The sequence below is a fragment of the Bradyrhizobium commune genome (assembly GCF_015624505.1).
Lineage (GTDB): Bacteria > Pseudomonadota > Alphaproteobacteria > Rhizobiales > Xanthobacteraceae > Bradyrhizobium > Bradyrhizobium commune.
The window spans coordinates 7,586,057-7,605,046 of the sequence record NZ_CP061379.1 but is presented as its reverse complement, the minus strand read 5'-3'; the positions used below and the strand labels follow the sequence as shown (position 1 = coordinate 7,605,046).

Genomic DNA, 18,990 nt, shown 5'->3' with positions numbered 1-18,990 from the left:
GGTTCTCACTTCTTCGCGTCGGCCTGCTCCGTGCCTTTGCACGAGATCAGCATCGTGTAGGCGCGGGCATTGCCGGCAATCTCGGGGGTCTTGAGCTCGCCCTTCGGCTCGGCCGTCTGGTAAGGCACCACGGAATTGTCGAGGAAGTCGCGCAGCGCGCCGGTCTTGATCGCGAAGTTGATGTTCTCGGGAATATCGCCGGTCAGCGCGGCAATGCGCAATCCGGGAATCTTTCCAGTGACCACGCCAACGATCTGACCGCTGGTGTCGAACAACGGGCCGCCGCTATTGCCGGGCTGCACCGGTGCGCTGATTTGCAGGAAACGCGTGTCGTTGCGCATGCCGCTGAGCGAGCTGACAATGCCGGTCGTCACGGTGAAGTCCGACGTCAGCAAGCCATGATAGGGAAATCCGATCGCCACGACGGAATCGCCGGAGTGGAACGAGCGGTCGCGAATCCGGGCAAAGTCCTTGAATGATGCCGTCGTCGACGGCTGCAACAAAGCCAGATCGTTGTTCGCATCAGCAGACACGACGCGCAACACCATCGCGGCTTCGCCGGTGAGATTGCCCTTGAGCTCGCTGCAACCGTCGATCACATGGTTGTTGGTGACGATGTGCCCGCTCGCGCTGACCACGAAGCCGGTGCCGAAGCCGCTGCTACCCTTGGTTCCTTTGCCGGACTTGCCGGCCGGCGGTGACCCCTGCTTGTCCGCCACGGCTGCCGGCTTCGCCGCGCCTTTGGTGAAATCGCCGGCCTTGCTGAGCCCGTCGGCCTTCACGCGCGTGACGCAATTCGCCAAGGCCGCGATGACTGGCCCGGTCGAACTGAGGTCGAAATTCAGGACGGTGCGGCCGCTGGTGGCGACCATTAGGCTTGCCTTCTGAAACGTCCGCACGACATTGGCCGGCATGACGGCCGTCAGCATGTTGGTCTGGTTCGCTGTAGCGAACAGTCTGGCCTGCTCCTGTCCGTCGAAGATGACGTCGATCGCGGCGTTCTCACCCTTGTTGAAGCGGTAGCTGGGACTCGCAAAGGCCAGCAACCACGTGCCGGCGGCATTCTGGCTCACGACGAGGATGACGCCATTGGCGTAGGGCGCCGTGGCGGCGCAATGGGAGAAGTCGCCGGTCTGATCGTTGCTGAAGGCGCCGCCGATCCAGTTGCCGACGTTGACGGAGCCAAACGGCCCCGCCGCATGTGCCACACCGCCAAGACCTAACGCAAGACTTGCCTGAAACAGCGAGACGACGGCGAACGATCTAAGCCACATGACTTCCCCCCAGCACGCTTATGCGGCCATCATATCCGCCGTCACGGGCTCGGCGCAACCCGCAGTTGTCCCCGGTGAATGTCATCTCCCCGTTAAGACCTTCCCGCTTGCGTTTGCTTTGTGACGCGGTATACTTTGCGATACAAAGTGACCGGGTGAGCCGGTCCGCAAGCTTGGGTGGAGCGAGGTTTTGGCGTTGCCGATGCGCGATCTCGACAAGGCGCTGGCCGATATCGTGGCGATCCGCAGCCAGATTGCGGCCGGCACGGCATTCCGCGGCTACGGCCCGGCGACCATGGCTGCGACCGGTGCCGTCGCGCTCATCACCGCGATCCTTCAATTCTGGCTGCTCGGCGATCCCAGCAGTCAGCCGCTCGGCTTCTTCCTCGGCTGGTTCGTTGCCGCAGCGCTCTCCGGCCTGATGATCTGGGTCGAGATGCGCGCTCGCTCGCGCCGGCATCATTCCGGCCTTGCGGATGCGATGATCCACCAGGCCGTCGAGCAGTTCCTGCCCGCCGGCGTCGCTGGCGTCCTGCTGGCGGTGGTGATGTGGAAGTTCGCCGCCGAGACGCTGTGGTTCTTGCCGGGGCTGTGGCAGATCCTGGTGTCGCTCGGCATTTTCGCATCCGTCCGCTCGCTGCCGCGCAGCGTGGCGTTCGCCGGCGCCTGGTACTTCATCTCGGGTTTTGCGGTGGTGGTGCACGCGAGCCAGACCCACACGCTGTCGCCCTGGACCATGGGGCTGCCCTTCGTGATCGGTCAGTCGGTGATGGCAACCATTCTGTATTTCGCGTCCGGAGACAATGATGTCGAAGACTGACAGCGCGCCGTTCTCCTATGAAGGGCTCGACCGCGTGATCCACGAGAAGGCGAGGCTCGGGCTTCTGAGCTCGCTGATGGCGCATCCGAAGGGACTGGCGTTTGCCGATCTCAAGCAGCTCTGTGGTCTCACCGACGGCAATCTCAGCCGGCACCTCGCCGTGCTTCAGGAGGCCGGCCTCGTCGAGGTGACCAAGGGCTATGAGGGCAACCGCCCGCACACCACCTGCCGCCTGACCAAGACCGGCCGCAGGCGTTTCCTCGACTATCTCGCGGTGCTCGAGCGGCTGGTGCGCGATGCGGCGAGAGCCGCCGGCCGCGAGGCGCCGCCGCTCGGACGCCTCGGCATCCTTTCGACCTGATCCTCCCTTTTTTGACTGGAGACTTTGCAATGCAAAGTGACGTCACGTCCCACAGCGAGAAGCTTCATGTCGGCATCATCATGGACGGCAACGGCCGATGGGCCACGCGGCGCGGCCTGTCGCGCGTGCGCGGCCACGAGGCCGGCGTCGAGACCATCCGCCGCATCGTCGAGGCCGCGCCGAAGCAGGGCATCGGCACGCTGACGCTCTACGCTTTCTCCACCGACAATTGGCGCAGGCCCAAGGCCGAGGTCGGTGCGCTGATGACGCTGCTGCGCTTTTATCTCGCCAACGAGGTGCAGAGCCTGGTCAGGAACGGCGTGCGCCTTTCCGTGATCGGCCGCCGCGACCGTCTGCCGGACGGAATCGCCACGGCGATCGCGCGTGCCGAAGACGCCACCGCACACGGCAGCACACTTCATCTGCGCATCGCCGTCGACTATTCCGCGCGCGACGCCATCCTCAACGCCGCGGCCAAGGCGGCCGCGCTGACGAGCCTCACCCGCGAGGCGTTCTCTCAGCTCGTCACCGGCGAGGCCGGTTTGCGCGACGTCGATCTCATCATCCGCACCTCCGGCGAGAAGCGGTTGTCCGACTTCCTGCTTTGGGAAGGCGCCTATGCCGAGCTGCACTTCACCGAGCGGATGTGGCCGGAATTCGACGCGGCCGACCTCGCTGCGGCCTTGGCCTCCTTCCACGGTCGCGAGCGCCGCTTCGGCGGCCTCCAGGCGATCATGCCGGCCGAGGTGCCTTCACTCTCCCGTGCATGACATGCCATGATTTGCCGCGTGGCACGGATCGTGCTCTAGTAAGCTCCCGCGGCAGGAGCTTTCGCAAGATGCGCGCAGTTCTGGATTATTGCACCGGCGGAACAGAGCGGCAGGTTGCCGCCGGCATGCATCTGGTCATCGAAGGCGGCACCTCCTCCGGCCGTCTCTATGTGCTGATGAGCGGCAAGCTCGAGGTGCTCAAGGGTGACATGGTGGTCGCCACCATCGCCGAGCCCGGCGCAGTGCTCGGAGAGATGTCCGTGCTGCTCGGACTGCCGCACACCGCGACGGTGCGGGCCTGCTCCGATACTGTCATTTACGAGTTCGAGGACGCCGCCTCATTCCTCAAGCAGGAGCCGGAGGTGGCGCTGCTGCTCGCGCGCATGCTGGCGCAGCGGCTCAACGTCGCCAACACCTATCTCGCCGATCTCAAGCGGCAATATGCCGGCCATGGCACCCATCTCGCCATGGTCGGCGAGGTGCTCCAGAGCATGATCAACCTGCCGCCGCTTGAGGTCTCGCCAGGCTCGGATCGGCAATCCGACCCAAGGATGTGAGCCAGTCCGGCGGATCCACGATCATGGCGGCCGGCCGCTTCAGCGGCGCGCTGAGGTCGATCCATCGGCCCTCGCCCGCGGCTAGCCAGAACGCCTTGTTCGCATCGAGATCAAGCACGATGTGCGTCGGCGGCCGGCCCGGTTGCAGGCCGGCATTGAAGACCCAGGTCTGGCCCAATCGGTCGAACCACGAGCCGTCCTTGATGAAGGGCGACTGGTGCACGTGGCCCGAGATCACCATCGACGGCTGATATTGCATGATCCACTGCACCAGCTCGACATCGCCGAAGAAGCGCTTGCCGCCCCAGCTGGTCGGGGAATTCGCCGGCGGCGCGTGATGCGCCCAGATCCATCGCGATGGGCGGTTGACGGAAGCGTCGCGCAGCTGCTCGGCGATGCGTTGCTTGACCAGGGGCCCGTCCCACCACGGGCACACCGTGAACAGCGTGTCGCCGATGGCGATGTTGTCGCCGTCGCAGGCAATCCCGAGCTCGCGCACCTCCGAGATCCAGCGTGAGACCTTCTCGCCCTCCGCGTTGCGCTCGTCGAGGTCGTGATTGCCGGAGCAGAGGATGACCTTGGTCTGCGCCGCGAGCAGCGCCAGGTACTTCTTCACCACCACGATCTGGGCACGGAAATCCACCATCGAGCCGATGTCGAGCGCATCGCCGGCAAAGATCACGAGGTCGAATTGCGCAGCCGCGCTGACCAGCCAGTCGAATTGCGGCAGCGAATAGTGCAGGTCGGCCACGACCAGGCAGCGCATTAGAAATCCGTCCGTGAGAGATTGAAAATGTTTGAGAATCCCAGAATCTTGAAAAGCAAGAAGCAGACCAGCACGGCCGCAAATCCTTCGGCCGACCAAAGCATGCTGCGGCGTCGGCGCCGATGCAAGTGTCGGTGCGTCGCAGGGCTGGACCGGATCGTCGAATTCTGATGTCGTGGCGCGCCCTCAACGCGGTGACCGCATGACCTCGTTCAAGACCATTCGCGCGCGCGCCGAGAAACGCAAGGGCGGCGCCAAGGCGCTCGAGGCGCTGATGCCGGACAAGCCCGATTTGAAGCGGCTCGCCAGGCTCGGCGACGACCGCATTCTTGCTGAGATGGCCAAGCGGGTGTTTTGCGCGGGCTTTGCCTGGAGCGTGATCGATGCGAAGTGGGATGGCTTTGAAGACGCCTTCCTGCACTTTTCGCCGGCCAAGCTCAGCTTCCAGCCGGAGGACTATTGGGAAGGCCTCTCGCGCGACGCGCGCATCGTGCGCAACGGCGCCAAGATCATGTCGGTACGCGAGAACGCCGCCTTCGTGCAGGAAATCGCCAGGGAGCACGGCAGCTTCGGCAAGTTCCTGGCGAAATGGCCGCCGTCCGATGAAATCGGCCTGCTCGATCTCCTCACCAAGCGCGGCAGCCGGCTCGGCGGCAACACCGGCCAGATGCTGCTGCGCTTCGTCGGCTGGGACGGTTTTGTCGCCTCCAGGGATGTCGTTGCCTGCCTCCGCGAGGCCGGCCTCGACATCGCAGAAGAGGTCAAGTCCAAGGGAGACCTCGCCAAGGTGCAGGCGCAGTTCAATGCCTGGGCGAAAGAGACTGGTCTGCCCTACACGCATCTGTCACGGATCTGCGCGCTCTCGGTTGGCGAGGTCAGGAGCGAGTAACGTTCGACTCGCGATGCAGGCGCGCCGCGCGCGGTCGGTGGCGGTCGACGGCTCGGCGCGGCTACGACGTCCCCGCGAGCTTGCCGACTCGTGACAGCAGCAGCAGATCCCGGATCTGCCGACTGAGGGAAGGGCTGCGACGTGTGGAGTTTCTGCTCGGCCGCAACGGTCAGGCTACCGGCGTCGGCGACGGCGATGAAGTAGCGAAGATGCCGGAGCTCCATCCCAATCTCCCATGTCTCACAGGCATGGGGCCAGCCTACAAAGTCTTTTTCAGGCCCGCTAGCAGCTTCTATAGCAGAGCGAGAGCCGTATCCGGGGGCTGCCTGCGAGGCAGGGCATGCGCGGGCTTGCAGAGGCACGCGCTGCTCCGGGCGAGAGGAAAGCACGCACATGTGTCACGGCGTTAAAGCGTTGCTGCTGTCGCTTCTGGTGATGGCAGATATCGGTGGGGCTGCGGCGCAGTCTCCACCCAACCAGGCGAGAGCAGCCATGGAAACGGACGTCACCAAGATCAAAGGGTCGTTGCTCGGAAACTGGGAAAGCATCGCGCCCGAGGTGCGGCCCAGCGCAAGCAAGAACGCCGACGGCACGCTGAAGCCGTTCTATCTCAAGCGCGCCTTCAGATATCTGCCATCCGACCGGTTCGAGCTCGAGATCATCAACTCGGCCGACCCCTACGGGGCCGTGCCGTTGGCGCGCATCAAGATCGGCGGGCACATGCAGTGGCAAGGTGCGCATCCGATCGCGCCCGGCGCGCAGAAAGTCGACTTCATTGCCGACGAGACCTACGAGGTGACGCCGCTGGTGCAGGGATTTGCCGATCTGCTGAACAAGGTCGCGTCAGCCGGGTACGCGCCCTGGGCCGTCAATGCGTCGCAGAGCATCTTCGGCAAGACCTTCGTTCCCTTTGGTCTCAAGGAGGGAACGAACTTCATGGAGTACGACCTGGTCTATCTCAGGGGCGACCTGCTGTTCTGGGGCGCGCGCAATATCGACGGCCGCGGGTTCGATACCGAGCAGAACCGGCCGACCAATCTGCAAATCCCTTTGGTCCGGAAGTAACCCCAGGATTCGACAAGGAGAATGACCATGATTACGTCCGGCGAAGGTGGCCGCGTCCAGATCGTCCTGAATGCGTTTGATACGCTCTTCAACAAGCGTGACTACGCTGCCGCCGAGCGGTTCTGGTCGCCACGCTACATCCAGCACAGCGCACATATTCCGCCTGGACGTGAGGGTCTGTTCGATCTGATCAAGGGCTTGCCCGCGACGCTGCGCTACGAGAATCACGTCGCAGCGGCAACGGGCGATTTCGTCATTCTCCACGGGCGGTTCAGCGGCATCGGCCTGCCGGCGGCGTGGGTCGTCGCGGACATCGTGCGCATGGAAGACGATGTGCTCGCCGAGCACTGGGACGTGATCCAGGACGAAGCAACGCAGGCGCAGTCGCGCAGCGGCCTGCCGATGTTCGGCGACAAATTCCCGACTTGAGCCGTTGGCACGAAAACGAGGGCCGCGTGCGGCCCCCGTCCGGACGTCGCGATCGGAACGCAAGCCAGCCGCATGATTGCGGCCGTCGTCAGACTTTCTCGTTGAGAATCACACCGGAAAGCGAAGGGTCGTTCGCGTTCGTGGTGTTGCCTGATCCCGTCGCGCTGTAGGTCGGATCCGTGAGCGAGTCTTTCAGCGACTGAAGGAATTGCTCGAGCAGGTCCGTTGTCGAACTGCCACTCGACGAACTGTCGATGCTGCTGGTCGCAGACGACGCGCTGGTCGTCGTCGTGTCGGTTGATGCCGTGGTGCTCGAGGAGGTCGAGCCCGTGAGCGCGTCTTTCAGCGACTGAAGGAATTGCTGAAGCAAGTCCACCACCGAATTGCCACTCGACGAACCCTGCGGGCCGCCAGCCGGAGGAGGCCCGCCGGGCGGCGGCCCACCCGCTCCGCCGGCTCCATCCGGTCCATCGGAAAACGCCGCCTTGAAAACACCTTGCAGCTCGGTGGCCTGCTGGTCGGTCAGCTTGCCGGACGAGACTTCCTGCTGGATGAGATCATCGATCTTCGACTTGACGGCGTCGGGCGATGACGTGCCGCTGCCGGATTGATCGCTCGCGTCGCCTGACTGCAAGGCGGTATCGATGTCGCTGAGCGCCGACGACAGCGCCGACTGATCGGTCGAGCTGATCGCGCCGGAGGAGACTTCCGATTGCAGTTCGTCTTGCAGCCGCTGCAGCGGCGATGTGCGGTGGTGGTGTGAGGAGAGCGCCGAAATCGAGGTCATGCTGGCTTTCCGTGCTTGTGATGGATTTGAGGTGAAATCGCCCCCAAATGTTATCCAGTCCTGGGTTCGCCCTGGCTGTTGGGTTCGCCCGGTTGAGCCGTGGTAGAAATGGGAGCTGGCGCGGAGCCTTCGGCATGACGCGGTGCAGGTTGCCTGATATTGCCAGGCAACTGATAGAAACATTCAGAAACAAAATATCGCAGCCAGAGGCCACGTGCCGAGGTCGCCAGCCTTCCGTGCGGTGCTGTCGGCTATAGCCAGCCGGGCACGCCGTCGACTTTCATCGTTTCCAGTTCGGGAAGGTCGAACCCGAAGTGCTGTGAGACGAGCAGGCGCAACGCCTTGCGGTCGGCGAGTTGAACCGGTTGAGCCGCGCCATCACGGATGAAGCTGGCCTCCTGGTTCGTGATGTTGATGCGGCCTTCCTTCGTGACGGCGCTGGCGACAAGGTTGTGCGTGTAGAAAGAATGCGGGTGACTGACGAGGTAATAGTGCATCATCTCGAAATCGACCGGGTACTCCTCCTCCATCTTGGATATCCATCCTCGCGTCTCCCCGCCGTTACGGATCACGTAGAGAATCCAATCATTGCCTTCGTGGGCAAGCCTGTGGGTTGGGGCGCTGATCGGCACGGGAGTGCCGTCAACGGGTATCGGGTGCGGGCAGGCAAAGGGACCGAAGCCGGGATCGACCACGTAGGTGGCGCCATCGACCGCGACCGAGAGAAACATGTGCTCCCGCACGCTCTCATGACGGGGCTTGAAGAAAACGACGCGGGACGAGTGCCTGACAGGATTGAAGCCGATCGCATGCAGGGCGGCATACATGAGGGTTGCGTGTTCGACGCAATGTCCGCCGCGACGGGCAGTGATGATCTTGGCTTTCAGTCCTTCGGGATCCAGCCTGATCGGGCGGCCGAGGAGGATGTCAAAGATTTCGAAGGGGATGTGCGCGACGTGGCCCGCGAGGATTCCAGCCAGGGCTTCGTAGGTCGGCGTGCGCGGGCCAGTGTAGTTGATACGGCCGAGGTAAGCGTCGAGGTCGAAAGTATTCGGCATCGTGCTGAACACCCTTATGCGAAGAAATTACTGAACAGCGCGCGAGTGGATTGCGCGAGGACGCGGAAAATCGTTGCGGCGCAAGAGCAGGGCGCAGTCGTTCCTTAGGCGATCTGCGCAAAGTATTTCAGCCATGGTCACTGCACCTCCTAAAGCGATGGGAGCCAACCCAATTCGCTTCGATAGCGGGACGCCGCCCTATGTGCTTCATGGTGTCAGACCCGAATAATTAAGTCCATCCGCCGGGCTTTTCGGCCGGCTATCTGGTCGGCTGCCGGCCGGGGTCATCATCCTTCTGATCGCGTTGGTTGTGCTCGGGGAACCGCTGTCAGGCATTGCGACGAGGTCGACGGCGTCATGAAAGTAACACCTTCGCGCCCGGACCCTCGTGCGGCAGCTCACTTTGCGGCCTCAGGCGAATTGACGGATTTTTGCAACCGCTGCCCAGGCGCGACGCGCGAAACCATAGGATTGATCTAAGTTGCTGATTTTACTGGCGCACCCGACACGATTCGAACGTGTGACCTTTGCCTTCGGAGGGCAACGCTCTATCCAGCTGAGCTACGGGTGCAGTGGGGCTCATTTAGCCGATTGGCGAGGGGCGGGCAACCGGTCTCGCCGCGTCATTCTAGGCGGTTTTGCGGGCCGTCGGGGCAGGAACCGGCAGGCTTTCCCGGCCAAGGCCCACGAATTCGGCCAGCATCCGATCTGCGCAAATGACGCGGTTGCGGCCGAGCCTTTTGGCGGCATAGAGCGCCTGGTCGGCCGCCCCTAGCAGCCGGTCGGGGCCGCCGTCGCTCTCACCCGGGACGTGGCCTGCGACGCCGACGCTGAGGGTGACGTGATCTCCCGCGCCGTCGGCGCCATGGGCGATCGCCAAGGCCATCACGGCACAGCGGATCTCCTCGGCGATGGCGCAGGCGTCATCGCAGCTCATATCGGGCAGGATCAGCGCGAATTCCTCGCCGCCATAGCGGCCGGCGAGGTCGAGCGGCCGCACCGCATGCCGGCTGACGACATGAGCCACCGCGCGCAGGCATTCGTCGCCGGTCTGGTGGCCGTGGCGGTCGTTGAACAGCTTGAAATGGTCGACGTCGACGAACAGCAGTGCCAAGGGCTTTTGCGTGCGCTGGGCGCGGGCCCATTCGGTCATCAGCATCTGGTCGAAGGAGCGGCGGTTGGAAAGCCCGGTCAGCCCGTCCTTGGTGGCGAGCTCCTTCAGCGCCGTCTCGGCGCGCTTCTGGTCGGTGAGATCGCGCAGCGTCTCCACGACGGCGATCAGATTGCCGGCCTCGTCATGGATCGGGCCGGCATCGATCGCGAGATAGAGCTGGCTGCCGAGCTTCGGCATCACGCACCAGTTTTCCGCGGAAAAGCCGAGCCCGTTGTGGCCGCGCGCGGCGTATTCCGAATAATATTCCGGCAGCTGCTCCGGGCGGTCGAGCGCGACCAGATCGGCCAGGCAAGGGCGCTTGGTCTCGTAGAAGGCCTGCCAGTGTTTTGTCGTGCCGATGACTTCCGAGGCGGCGACACCGGTCAGCCGCTCGCAGGCGCGGTTCCAGATCACGACGCGGCGCCTGGGGTCGATCACGAAGGTCGGCACCACCAGATGCTGCATCAGCCGCACCGCGTAGGAATGCGCCACGTCGATGGTGGTTTTGGGAGATTTTGCCATCTCAGGCCACCGCCGCCACGGGCATCGCATCGCCCGGGCCGAACAGTTTTCGGACCTCGGCCGCCGGCTTCGGCTTGCTGAACAGATAGCCCTGCATCTCCGTGCAGCCGAGCGTGCGCAGCATCTCGCGCTGTGCCTCGGTCTCGACGCCTTCGGCGACCGTGGTCATGTTGCTGGCGGAGGCGATGTTCACCACCGCCTGCACGATCACGGGTGCGCCACCGGCATCGGCGATGTCGGCGACGAAGCAGCGGTCGATCTTGATCTTGTCGAACGGGAAGCGCTTCAGATAGCTCAGCGACGAATAGCCGGTGCCGAAATCGTCGAGGGCGATGCGCACGCCGATCGCGCGCAACTGATGCAGGATCGAGAGCGCCGCCTCGTCGTCGCGGATCAGCACGGCCTCGGTGATTTCGAGCTCGAGCCGCGACGGCTCGAGCCCGGAAGCGGCCAGCGCGCCGGCGATCTTGAGCGCCAGCGTGTCGCATTTGAGCTGCACCGGCGAGACGTTGACCGCGAGCCGTACATGGGCAGGCCAGGTCGCGGCCTCGTTGCAGGCGGTGCGCAGCACCCAGTCGCCGAGCTCGTTGATCAGGCCGGTATCCTCGGCGATCGGAATGAATTCGGCCGGCGACACCATGCCCCGCTCGGGATGGCGCCAGCGCAACAGCGCCTCGCAGCCGGAAACGTCGCCCGAACGCAGATTGACCAGCGGCTGGTAGTGAATCTCGAAACCGCCATCGACCAGCGCCTGGCGCAAATCCTGCTCCAGGGTGAGGCGGGCCTTCGCGCTCGCATCCATCTCCGGCACGAAGAAGCGGTAGGTGCGCCGCCCTTCCGCCTTGGCGCCGTACATCGCGAGGTCGGCGTTCTTGACGAGCTGGTCGAGATCGGTGCCGTCCTGCGGCGCGAGCGCGATGCCGATGCTGGCGTCGGTCGAGAGCTGATGGCCGAGGCAGTGATAGGGGCGGCGGATCGCTTCATGGATCCGCGTCACGAAGGCGAGCACGTCGGCGGAGGATTCTACTCCGGTCTGGATCACGGCGAATTCGTCGCCGCCGAGCCGCGCGATCAGGTCGCCCGGCTTGAGGCAGCCGCGGATGCGGTCCGCGATCGCCTTCAGCAGCTCGTCGCCGACATGGTGACCGAGCGAATCGTTGATGCCCTTGAACTCGTCGACGTCGATATAGAGCAGCGCAAACTGCTCGCCGCCGGCGACCTTCGTGAGCTCGCGCTCGATCTGCTCGCGGAACAGCGCCCGGTTCGGCAGGTCGGTGAGCGCATCGTAATGCGCCATGTGGGCGATCTTCTCGTCCGTCTTTCGCCGTTCCGTGACGTCCTCGATGACGTTGATGATGTAGCGCGGCTCACCGGCCTTGTCGCGGATGCCGATGCGCTTCGAGATGGTATGGCGCTGGCCTCCGGCCGGGGTTTGCCAGCTTTGCTCCTTGAGCAACAGCCAGTCGGGCGAGTGCAGCACGGCGTCATCGTCGCACGTGACGATGTCGGCGTCCGCTTCCGGCAGGATATCGGCGGCGGTCTTGCCGACGAGCGTCTCGGCCGCGTCCTTGAAGGTCTCCTCGGCAATCCGGTTGACCAGCAGATAGCGCCGCGTCCGGGCATCCTTCACCGTGATCTGCGACGGGATGTGGTCGATGATCTCGCGCAGGAACGTGTAGTTGCGGTCGCGCTCCTGCTCCAGATTGCGCCGCTCGGTGATCTCCTCAATGGTCGCGACCCAGCCGCCTTGCGCGAGCGGGGTGTTGATGACCTGGAAGGCGCGGCCGTTCGGCAGCTCGTGGGTCCGGGTGGAGACTTTGCGTTCGGCGACGACCCTCATGACATCGGCGCAGAACGCCTCGACGTCGCCATCGAACGCGCCGCGCTCCTTACGATGATACATCGCCTGGCGGATGTGGCAGCCGGGCTTGATGATTTCGCTGGAGAGGCCGAACATGTCGGCATAGCGCCGGTTGCAGGTGACGATGTATCCCGCCGCGTCGTACAGGATCAGGCCCTGAGACATGTTGTTCAAGGCGGTGTCGAGCCGCTGCCGCTCCGCCTCGAGACGCTGCTGGGCCTCGCGGTTCTGCCGGTTGATCTGGCGGATGATCAGGAACAGGATCAGCGCGATGATTGTTGCCGCCAGCGTGGCCGCGGTGATCATGAACCGGGTTTGCTCGCGCCAATCTGCAAGGGCCGATTCCATCGTATTGGTCGCGATGACGATGATCGGGAAATGCCGAAGCGGCGCCCCCGCGCCCAGGCGCCCCTGGCCGTCGATCGGGCTGTTCTCGATCCGCAGCGTCTGCTGGCCTCCTTCGGCCAGGATTTTCTGCAACAACGGCCCATTGGCGTAGCTCTTGCCGATCAGTTCCTCGACGTGAGGGTGCCGCGCCAGCATCGTGCCGCGGCGGTCGAACAGCGAGATGGCGGCGCCGCTTCCGAGCGCCACAGAGGAGAAATATTTCTGATAGCTCTCAGGATCGATCCGCCGCACCATGATGCCGAGCAGCTTGCCTGCCGGGCTCGTCAAGCGGCGTGCAACCACGGTGGTCCATTTGTCGATGAGAAAGCTCCGCACGGTTTCCAGCAGCACCGGTTCGGATCGGGGGTTGGACTTGAAGGTCTGGAAGTAGCTCCGCGACGAGATGTTGATGCGCGGCAGAGGCTCGTTTCGCGACCAGTTGATGATGTCCCCGTTGATGTCGTAGATCGCGATGTCGCCGAGATAGTTCACGGCGCTGATCTTGTTCGCGAGCATGCGGTGCGCGTCGGCGCCCGACATGCGCTCGCGAAATGTCTCGGGCGAGCTGATGTCCGGCAGGTTCATCTGCGAGATCAGATCGGCGGCGACGGTCTCGGAATCCTCGAACTGCTGATCGAAGTGGCGGGTCAACAGGAGGACCGTATTCTCCAGCTCTCGTTCGTTGTTGGCGAGGGCGCGCTCGCGGAAGTCGCCGATCACCATGGTGGTGGCGGTGAAGATGCCGGCGACTAACAGCGCGCCTGACAGGATGAGCCACAGCACCGGGCTGCGCCGCATGGCAGCGTCCCAGCCGCTCCTCGCGGCTAGCGACAGTTTGGCTGCCATCCCTGAAACTGCGTGGCGCATTGCCTCCCCCTGGAGGAACAGAAATACACCGCACAGATGGCCCAAAGCTTAGGAAAGCCAGTTACCTAAGGATTAATCCGTTTGCGCGATCGCGCCGGCATCGAGCAGGGCGCGAATCGCTCCGCAGTTGCACGGCGTCCGCAACAACCGCTGCGCTGCATCATTAACCGCTGCCTAATGCGAGGCGCCCGTGCCCTTGTCGCCGCCCACATTGCGGAGACGCCCGACCACGCCGGTCGGGAAGAAATAGACGCTGGCGATGAAGAGCAGCCCGAGCCACAGCAGCCAGCGGTCGGGATGCAGCAATCCCGGCAACAGCGGCAGGCCGGCCTCCGAGGCCGCCTTGGAGGCGACGCCCATCAGCGATTGCAGATAGTTTTGCGCCAGGATGAAGATCGTGGCGCCGATGATCGCACCGTAGATCGTGCCCATGCCGCCGATCACCACCATCAGCAGGATGTCCAGCATGATCGAGAAGCTGAGCGAGGTGTCGGGGCCGGCATAGCGCAGCCACAGCGCGTTCAGGATGCCGGCGCCGGCGGCGACCAGCGCGGCGAGGCAGTTGGCATAGGTCAGATGGAACACGGTGCGGAAGCCGAGCGCCTCGGCGCGAAACCGGTTCTCGCGGATCGCCTGGAGCACGCGTCCGAACGGCGAGTTCACCACGCGCAACAGTGCCAGGATCATCAGGGCCGAGACCGCGAACAACAGATAGAAGGTCAGGATGCGGCCGTTGATCTCGAAGCCGAGCAGGTTCCTGGAGATCAGCACCGTGCCGGGCCGCAGCAGCTCGGGCAGCTGGAAACTGCGCCCGTCCTCGCCGCCGGTCAGCCATGACAGCTGCGAGGCCAGCACCTGGAAGGCCGAAGCGACCGCGAGCGTGATCATGGCAAAGAAGATCGCGGCGACCCGCAGCGAGAACAGGCCGATGGCGAGCGCGAGCAGCGCGGCCAGCGGCAGGCCGACGACGATGCCGGTTGCGACCGCGGTCCAGGTCGGGCCCATGCCGTAGAGCGCGATTGCGATCGCGTAGCTGCCGATGCCGTAGAACATGGTGTGGGCGAACGACACCGAACCGGTATAGCCGAGCAGCAGATCGTAGGACGCAACGAGCGCCGCGAAGACGCAGATCTTCGCCGCGACGTTCAGCGCCTTGGCGCCGGGGAACAGGAACGGCGTCGCCGCCAGCGCCAGGATGATGACGACGAGAACGAGCGTGAGCACACGGCTGCGCGGCGGGTCGCCGGAGAGAAGCATCATCGGCTGGTCACCGCATAGAGGCCGCGCGGCCGCCACATCAGAACGGCGACCATCAGCAGGATGTTGGAGACGAGGGCGAGTTTCGGCACCAGGAAGCCGCCGTAATTGGCAACCATCGCCACCAGAATCGCGCCGATGAAGCAGCCGCCGATCGAGCCCAGCCCGCCGATGATGACGACGACGAAAATCAGGACGGTGAGCTCGTCGCTCATGGAGGCGTGAACCTGCTCGCGATAGAGCGCCCACATCACGCCGCCGAGGCCGGCGAGCGCCGATCCCGTCATGAACACGCCGAGGAACAGGCGGCGGATGCGATAGCCGAGCGCCTCCACCATCTCGCGGTTCTCGACGCCGGCGCGGATCAGGAGGCCGAGCTTGGTGCGGTTGAGCACGAGCTGGATCGCGATGAAGACGGCAAGCCCGATCAGCATCGCCAGCACGCGGTACTTTGCAATCGCGACATCGCCGAAGATGAAGGAGCCGCGCAGCGAGGTCGGCAGCGGCATCGGGATGATCTGCGGGCCCCACAGCGCATAGAGCGTCTGTTCCGCAACGATGAGCCCGCCGGTCGTCATCAGGATCTGTTTCAGATGCTGGCCATAGACCGGCAGGATCAGCACGCGCTCGACCACCAGGCCAAGCGCGCCGGAAACGGCCATCGACAGCAGCGCCGCCGGCGCCAGCACCGCGAGGTTCACCCAGAGCGAATCCGCCTGCACCGAGGCCGCGAACGGCGCGAACACCAGGGTTGCGACATAGGCGCCGACCGCGATGAAGGCGCCATGGCCGAAATTGAGCACGTCCATCAGGCCAAACACGAGTGTGAGGCCCGAGGCCATGATGAAGATCATCATGCCCATGGCGAGGCTTGCCGCGGTCAGCGTCAGCCAGGTCGAGGGCGAGCCGACCAGCGGGATCATGATCAGCGCGAGCGCGACCGGCAGCAGGATCGGCGCGAGGTCGCGCTTCGGCTTCGGTAGCGGATCGGTTGCGGCAAGGTCAGTCACTGATGCGCCTCCAGGCTCAGGCCGAGCAACCGCTCTTGCAGCGGCACGTCGGCGGCCAGCGCCGCCATCTCGCCGCGATGGACGATGGTGCCGTTGTCCATCACCAGCACGACGTCGCCGAGCTCGCGGGCGGCAAAGAAATTCTGCTCGACCAGCAAGATCGTCGCGCCCTTGCGCTTGATCTCCTTCAGGCACTCGATCAGTGCCACCACGATGGCGGGCGCGAGCCCCTTGGTCGGCTCGTCGATCAGCAGGAGCTTGCGCGGCTCGATGATCGCGCGCGCGATCGAGAGCATCTGTTTCTGCCCGCCGGACAGGCTTCCCGCGCGCGACAGCCAGAACCGGCGCAGCGCCGGGAAGAAGCCGAAGATCCACTCGAGCTGCTTGTCGTCCATCGGCCCGTCGCGGGCGGCGAGAACGAGATTTTCCTTCACGGTGAGATCGGAGAACACCGCCATGCTCTCCGGCACGTAGCCGACGCCGAGGCGGGCGATATCGGGCGTGGCGCGGCTCTCGATGCGCTCGCCGGCGAGGCTGATCTCACCCTGCGAGGCCTGCCAGAGGCCCATGATGGTGCGCAGCGTGGTGGTCTTGCCGGCGCCGTTGCGGCCGAGCAGCATCGTGACCTGCCCCTGCGGGACCGCGAGGTCGATGCCCTGGAGGATGTGATAGCGGCCGATATGCGTGTGCACGCCGGAGAGTTTGAGCAGATCGGTCATGCTGCGCCCTCCGCAGCTTTCTTGGGTGCGACGCCGAGATAGGCCTCCTGCACGATCGGCGAGGCGATCACCTCGGCCGGCGGGCCGTCCGCGACAAGTTGTCCGTTATGCAGCACGATGATGCGGTCGGCGAGCGAGCGCACCACGTCCATCTTGTGCTCGACCAGCAGGATGATCTTGCTCCTGTCCTGCTTGAGCTGTGCGATCAGGTTGAGCACGATCGGCACTTCGTCGATGCTCATGCCGGCGGTCGGCTCGTCGAACATGAACACCTTTGGCTCCAGCGCGATCATCAGCGCGACCTCGAGCTTGCGCTGGTCGCCATGCGACAGCGCCGTCGCAGCCACGCCGCGGCGATTGCCGAGCGCAACCTGGTCGAGAATGGCGTCGGCCCGCGCGATCAGGTCCCGGCGAACCATCCAGGGCCGCAGCATGTCGTAATGGGTGCCGTCAGCCGCCTGCACGGCGAGGCGGACATTTTCTTCCACGGTGAGGTTCGGGAAGAGGTTGGTGAGCTGAAATGCGCGGCCCAGGCCCGCGCGGGTGCGCAAGGGCGCGGAATGCCCGGTGATGTCGGCGCCGCCGAACAGGATGTGGCCTGAGGAGGCGCGCAGCTGACCCGAGATCAGGTTGAAATAGGTGGTCTTGCCGGCGCCGTTCGGGCCGACGATCGCGGTGAGCTCGCCCGGGCGGAAGCCGCAAGTGACGTTGTTGACTGCGACATGGCCGCCGAAGCGGATGGTGAGGTCGCGGGTTTCGAGGGTCAGCGTCATTCTTGCAAACCGGGTTGGTCCATCGGTTCACCTCTCCCCGGAGGGGAGAGGTCGATTTGCTCCTGGCGATGCGGAGCATCGTCCAGTGCAAATCGGGTGAGGGGGCTCAGGTCCCACGGGAGGGCGGTATCCCTCACCCGGCGCTTCGCGCCGACCTCTCCCGATGGGAGAGGTGAAGCACTCAGCGCTTGTTGCGGACGGGAACGTCCATGTCTTCGATCTTTAGCTCGCGCACCGGCTCGAGCACGGCCCAGGCGACGTTCGGATCGACCTTGACCTTGAAGTGATACATGCTCTGCAGCGCCTGATGGTCCTCTTTCCGGAACACCATCTTGCCCTTCGGCGTGTCGAACTCCATTCCTTCCATCGCGGTGATCAGCTTCTCGGTGTCGGTCGACTTCGCCTTGGTGACGGCGGCGACGACGGACATCGCGGCGGCAAAGCCGCCCGCAGTGAAGAAGTCCGGCGGCGCGTTGAAGCGCTTCTGGTGCTCGGCGACCAGCCAGTCGTTCACCGGGTTCTTTGGAATGTCATAGTAATAATAGGTCGCGCCTTCCATGCCCGGCAGGCCCTTATAGGCCGCGAGCGCCGGCAGGATGTTGCCGCCGGTCGAAAGCTCGATGCCGTAGCGCTTCGGATCCATGTCCTGGAGCTTTGCCAGCGGATTGCCGGCGCCGGCCCAGATCACCCAGATCACCTTGCGGCCCGGCTTGTCCTTCAGCGCATCGAACAGGCGCTGGCCGACCGCGGTGAAGTCGGTGGTGGAGGTCGGAGCATATTCCTCGGCGGCGAGCGTCGCGCCGGTCTTGGCGAGCGCCTCCTTGAAGGCGGCGACGCCGTCGCGGCCGAAGGCATAGTCCTGCGCCAGCGTCGCCACCGTGACGCCCTGCTTGCCGATCGCGACCGCGTTCGAGATCGCGTCCTGCGAGGAGTTGCGCGCGGTGCGGAAGATGTAGCGATTCCACTTCTCGCCGGTAATTTGGTCCGCCACCGCGGGCTCGACGATCAGGATTTTCTTGTTCTCCTCGGCGACCGGGAGAATGGCGAGCGCTGCGGCCGACGAGGTCGTGCCGATCGCGATATCGGCCTTGTCGTCCTGATAGGCCTCGGCCAGCGCGGCCTTGGAGAGGTCCGGCTTGCCCTGGTCGTCCTTGGTGATGATGACGATCTTGCGACCGTCGAGGGTCATGGTGCCCTTGGTGGCGTATTCAAAGCCCATTTGCAGGCCGGTCTCGGTCTGTTTGGCATAGGCCTCCAGTGGACCGGTCTTGCCATAGATCAGCGCGACCTTGAGGTCCTCGGCGCGAGCGGAGGAGCTCGCAGCCAGGCCGAGAACAGCTGCCGTTAAAATGAGTGATCGACGCACGATGGTTCCTCCTTGATTAAAATGCCTTGGTCACAGCGATTTGCACAACGCTGCGAACATTGCAATTCCACCTTCCGGCGGACTTCGCAGGGAGCGCATGTGACAGTGTCTTGACGCGCGCCTGCCACGGAAATCGGCAGCGCGAACCCATCCCTGGATCGGGGGCTCAGTCCCAGTGTCGTCCCGGCGAAGGCCGGGACCCATACGCCGCAGACGATGTCGTGGTGCGAGCTGGTAATCGCCAGCCTCCGCCAAACCGCTCCCTGTGGTTATGGGTCCCGGCCTTCGCCGGGACGACA

18 protein-coding genes, 1 tRNA gene and 1 pseudogene are annotated in these 18,990 nt (G+C 64.4%); 7 read left to right on the top strand and 13 right to left on the bottom strand.

All coding sequences use genetic code 11. The features are described 5' to 3' along the window. Window positions 1-5: 5 nt before the first annotated feature. Window positions 6-1,274, bottom strand: a complete 1,269-nt coding sequence (locus IC761_RS35640) for a S1C family serine protease (protein ID WP_195801267.1) — start codon at window positions 1,272-1,274, stop codon at window positions 6-8. Window positions 1,275-1,476: 202 nt separating this feature from the next. On the opposite strand from IC761_RS35640, the gene IC761_RS35635 reads away from it, so the two are divergent. The 4 genes from IC761_RS35635 (at window position 1,477) to IC761_RS35620 (ending at window position 3,782) form a co-directional block, all read left to right on the top strand. Then, entirely contained in the window at window positions 1,477-2,094 is a 618-nt protein-coding gene (locus tag IC761_RS35635) for a hypothetical protein (protein ID WP_195801266.1), read from the top strand. Continuing rightward, window positions 2,081-2,455, top strand: coding sequence for a winged helix-turn-helix domain-containing protein (locus tag IC761_RS35630; RefSeq protein WP_195801265.1), 375 nt, complete (start codon window positions 2,081-2,083; stop codon window positions 2,453-2,455). The genes IC761_RS35635 and IC761_RS35630 overlap by 14 nt, the downstream gene beginning before the upstream one ends. Window positions 2,456-2,484: 29 nt before the next feature. Continuing rightward, the gene (locus IC761_RS35625) at window positions 2,485-3,225 is read left to right on the top strand and encodes a di-trans,poly-cis-decaprenylcistransferase (protein ID WP_195801264.1); all 741 of its coding nucleotides are present in this window, start codon (window positions 2,485-2,487) and stop codon (window positions 3,223-3,225) included. Window positions 3,226-3,293: 68 nt separating this feature from the next. Beyond that, window positions 3,294-3,782 carry a Crp/Fnr family transcriptional regulator gene (locus IC761_RS35620; RefSeq protein WP_195801263.1) on the top strand — a complete coding sequence of 163 codons (489 nt, stop codon included), beginning with the start codon at window positions 3,294-3,296 and terminating at the stop codon, window positions 3,780-3,782. Here IC761_RS35620 and IC761_RS35615 read toward each other — a convergent pair. After that, the gene (locus tag IC761_RS35615) at window positions 3,721-4,548 is read right to left on the bottom strand and encodes a metallophosphoesterase family protein (protein ID WP_195801262.1); all 828 of its coding nucleotides are present in this window, start codon (window positions 4,546-4,548) and stop codon (window positions 3,721-3,723) included. The genes IC761_RS35620 and IC761_RS35615 overlap by 62 nt on opposite strands. 202 nt (window positions 4,549-4,750) lie before the next feature. Between IC761_RS35615 and IC761_RS35610 the strand changes: the two genes are divergently transcribed. Beyond that, a complete protein-coding gene (locus tag IC761_RS35610) occupies window positions 4,751-5,437 on the top strand; it encodes a DNA-3-methyladenine glycosylase I (protein WP_195801261.1) in 687 nt (228 codons plus the stop codon). A 103-nt stretch (window positions 5,438-5,540) separates the two neighbouring features. On the opposite strand, the pseudogene IC761_RS35605 reads toward IC761_RS35610, so the two are convergent. Beyond that, window positions 5,541-5,661, bottom strand: a pseudogene (locus IC761_RS35605) (LysR family transcriptional regulator); the annotation flags it as partial. Window positions 5,662-5,929: 268 nt separating this feature from the next. On the opposite strand from IC761_RS35605, the gene IC761_RS35600 reads away from it, so the two are divergent. After that, window positions 5,930-6,502: a hypothetical protein gene (locus IC761_RS35600; protein WP_195801260.1), complete on the top strand. Its 573-nt coding sequence runs from the start codon at window positions 5,930-5,932 to the stop codon at window positions 6,500-6,502. Window positions 6,503-6,523: 21 nt separating this feature from the next. Beyond that, on the top strand, window positions 6,524-6,931 hold the full coding sequence (locus IC761_RS35595; RefSeq protein WP_210338507.1) for a nuclear transport factor 2 family protein: 408 nt from the start codon (window positions 6,524-6,526) through the stop codon (window positions 6,929-6,931). A gap of 88 nt (window positions 6,932-7,019) precedes the next feature. Here IC761_RS35595 and IC761_RS35590 read toward each other — a convergent pair whose 3' ends face one another. The 10 genes from IC761_RS35590 to IC761_RS35545 all read right to left on the bottom strand — a co-directional run bounded on the left by IC761_RS35590 (window position 7,020) and on the right by IC761_RS35545 (window position 18,691). After that, window positions 7,020-7,718 carry a hypothetical protein gene (locus tag IC761_RS35590; RefSeq protein ID WP_195801259.1) on the bottom strand — a complete coding sequence of 233 codons (699 nt, stop codon included), beginning with the start codon at window positions 7,716-7,718 and terminating at the stop codon, window positions 7,020-7,022. Between the two features lie 251 nt (window positions 7,719-7,969). Further along, entirely contained in the window at window positions 7,970-8,776 is an 807-nt protein-coding gene (locus IC761_RS35585; protein WP_195801258.1) for an arylamine N-acetyltransferase family protein, read from the bottom strand. A 494-nt stretch (window positions 8,777-9,270) separates the two neighbouring features. Then, a tRNA-Arg gene (locus tag IC761_RS35580) sits at window positions 9,271-9,347 on the bottom strand. Between the two features lie 57 nt (window positions 9,348-9,404). Further along, window positions 9,405-10,451: a sensor domain-containing diguanylate cyclase gene (locus IC761_RS35575; protein WP_195801257.1), complete on the bottom strand. Its 1,047-nt coding sequence runs from the start codon at window positions 10,449-10,451 to the stop codon at window positions 9,405-9,407. Window position 10,452: 1 nt separating this feature from the next. Then, window positions 10,453-13,545 carry an EAL domain-containing protein gene (locus IC761_RS35570; RefSeq protein WP_438265073.1) on the bottom strand — a complete coding sequence of 1,031 codons (3,093 nt, stop codon included), beginning with the start codon at window positions 13,543-13,545 and terminating at the stop codon, window positions 10,453-10,455. Window positions 13,546-13,740: 195 nt separating this feature from the next. After that, a complete protein-coding gene (locus IC761_RS35565; protein ID WP_195801255.1) occupies window positions 13,741-14,826 on the bottom strand; it encodes a branched-chain amino acid ABC transporter permease in 1,086 nt (361 codons plus the stop codon). Then, the gene (locus tag IC761_RS35560; protein ID WP_195801254.1) at window positions 14,823-15,833 is read right to left on the bottom strand and encodes a branched-chain amino acid ABC transporter permease; all 1,011 of its coding nucleotides are present in this window, start codon (window positions 15,831-15,833) and stop codon (window positions 14,823-14,825) included. The genes IC761_RS35565 and IC761_RS35560 overlap by 4 nt, the downstream gene beginning before the upstream one ends. Next, entirely contained in the window at window positions 15,830-16,552 is a 723-nt protein-coding gene (locus tag IC761_RS35555) for an ABC transporter ATP-binding protein (protein ID WP_195801253.1), read from the bottom strand. Before IC761_RS35555 ends, IC761_RS35560 begins: the two co-directional genes overlap by 4 nt. Continuing rightward, window positions 16,549-17,325, bottom strand: a complete 777-nt coding sequence (locus tag IC761_RS35550) for an ABC transporter ATP-binding protein (protein WP_195801252.1) — start codon at window positions 17,323-17,325, stop codon at window positions 16,549-16,551. The genes IC761_RS35555 and IC761_RS35550 overlap by 4 nt, the downstream gene beginning before the upstream one ends. Before the next feature lie 181 nt (window positions 17,326-17,506). Further along, the gene (locus tag IC761_RS35545) at window positions 17,507-18,691 is read right to left on the bottom strand and encodes a substrate-binding domain-containing protein (protein ID WP_195801251.1); all 1,185 of its coding nucleotides are present in this window, start codon (window positions 18,689-18,691) and stop codon (window positions 17,507-17,509) included. Between the last annotated feature and the right edge of the window lie 299 nt (window positions 18,692-18,990).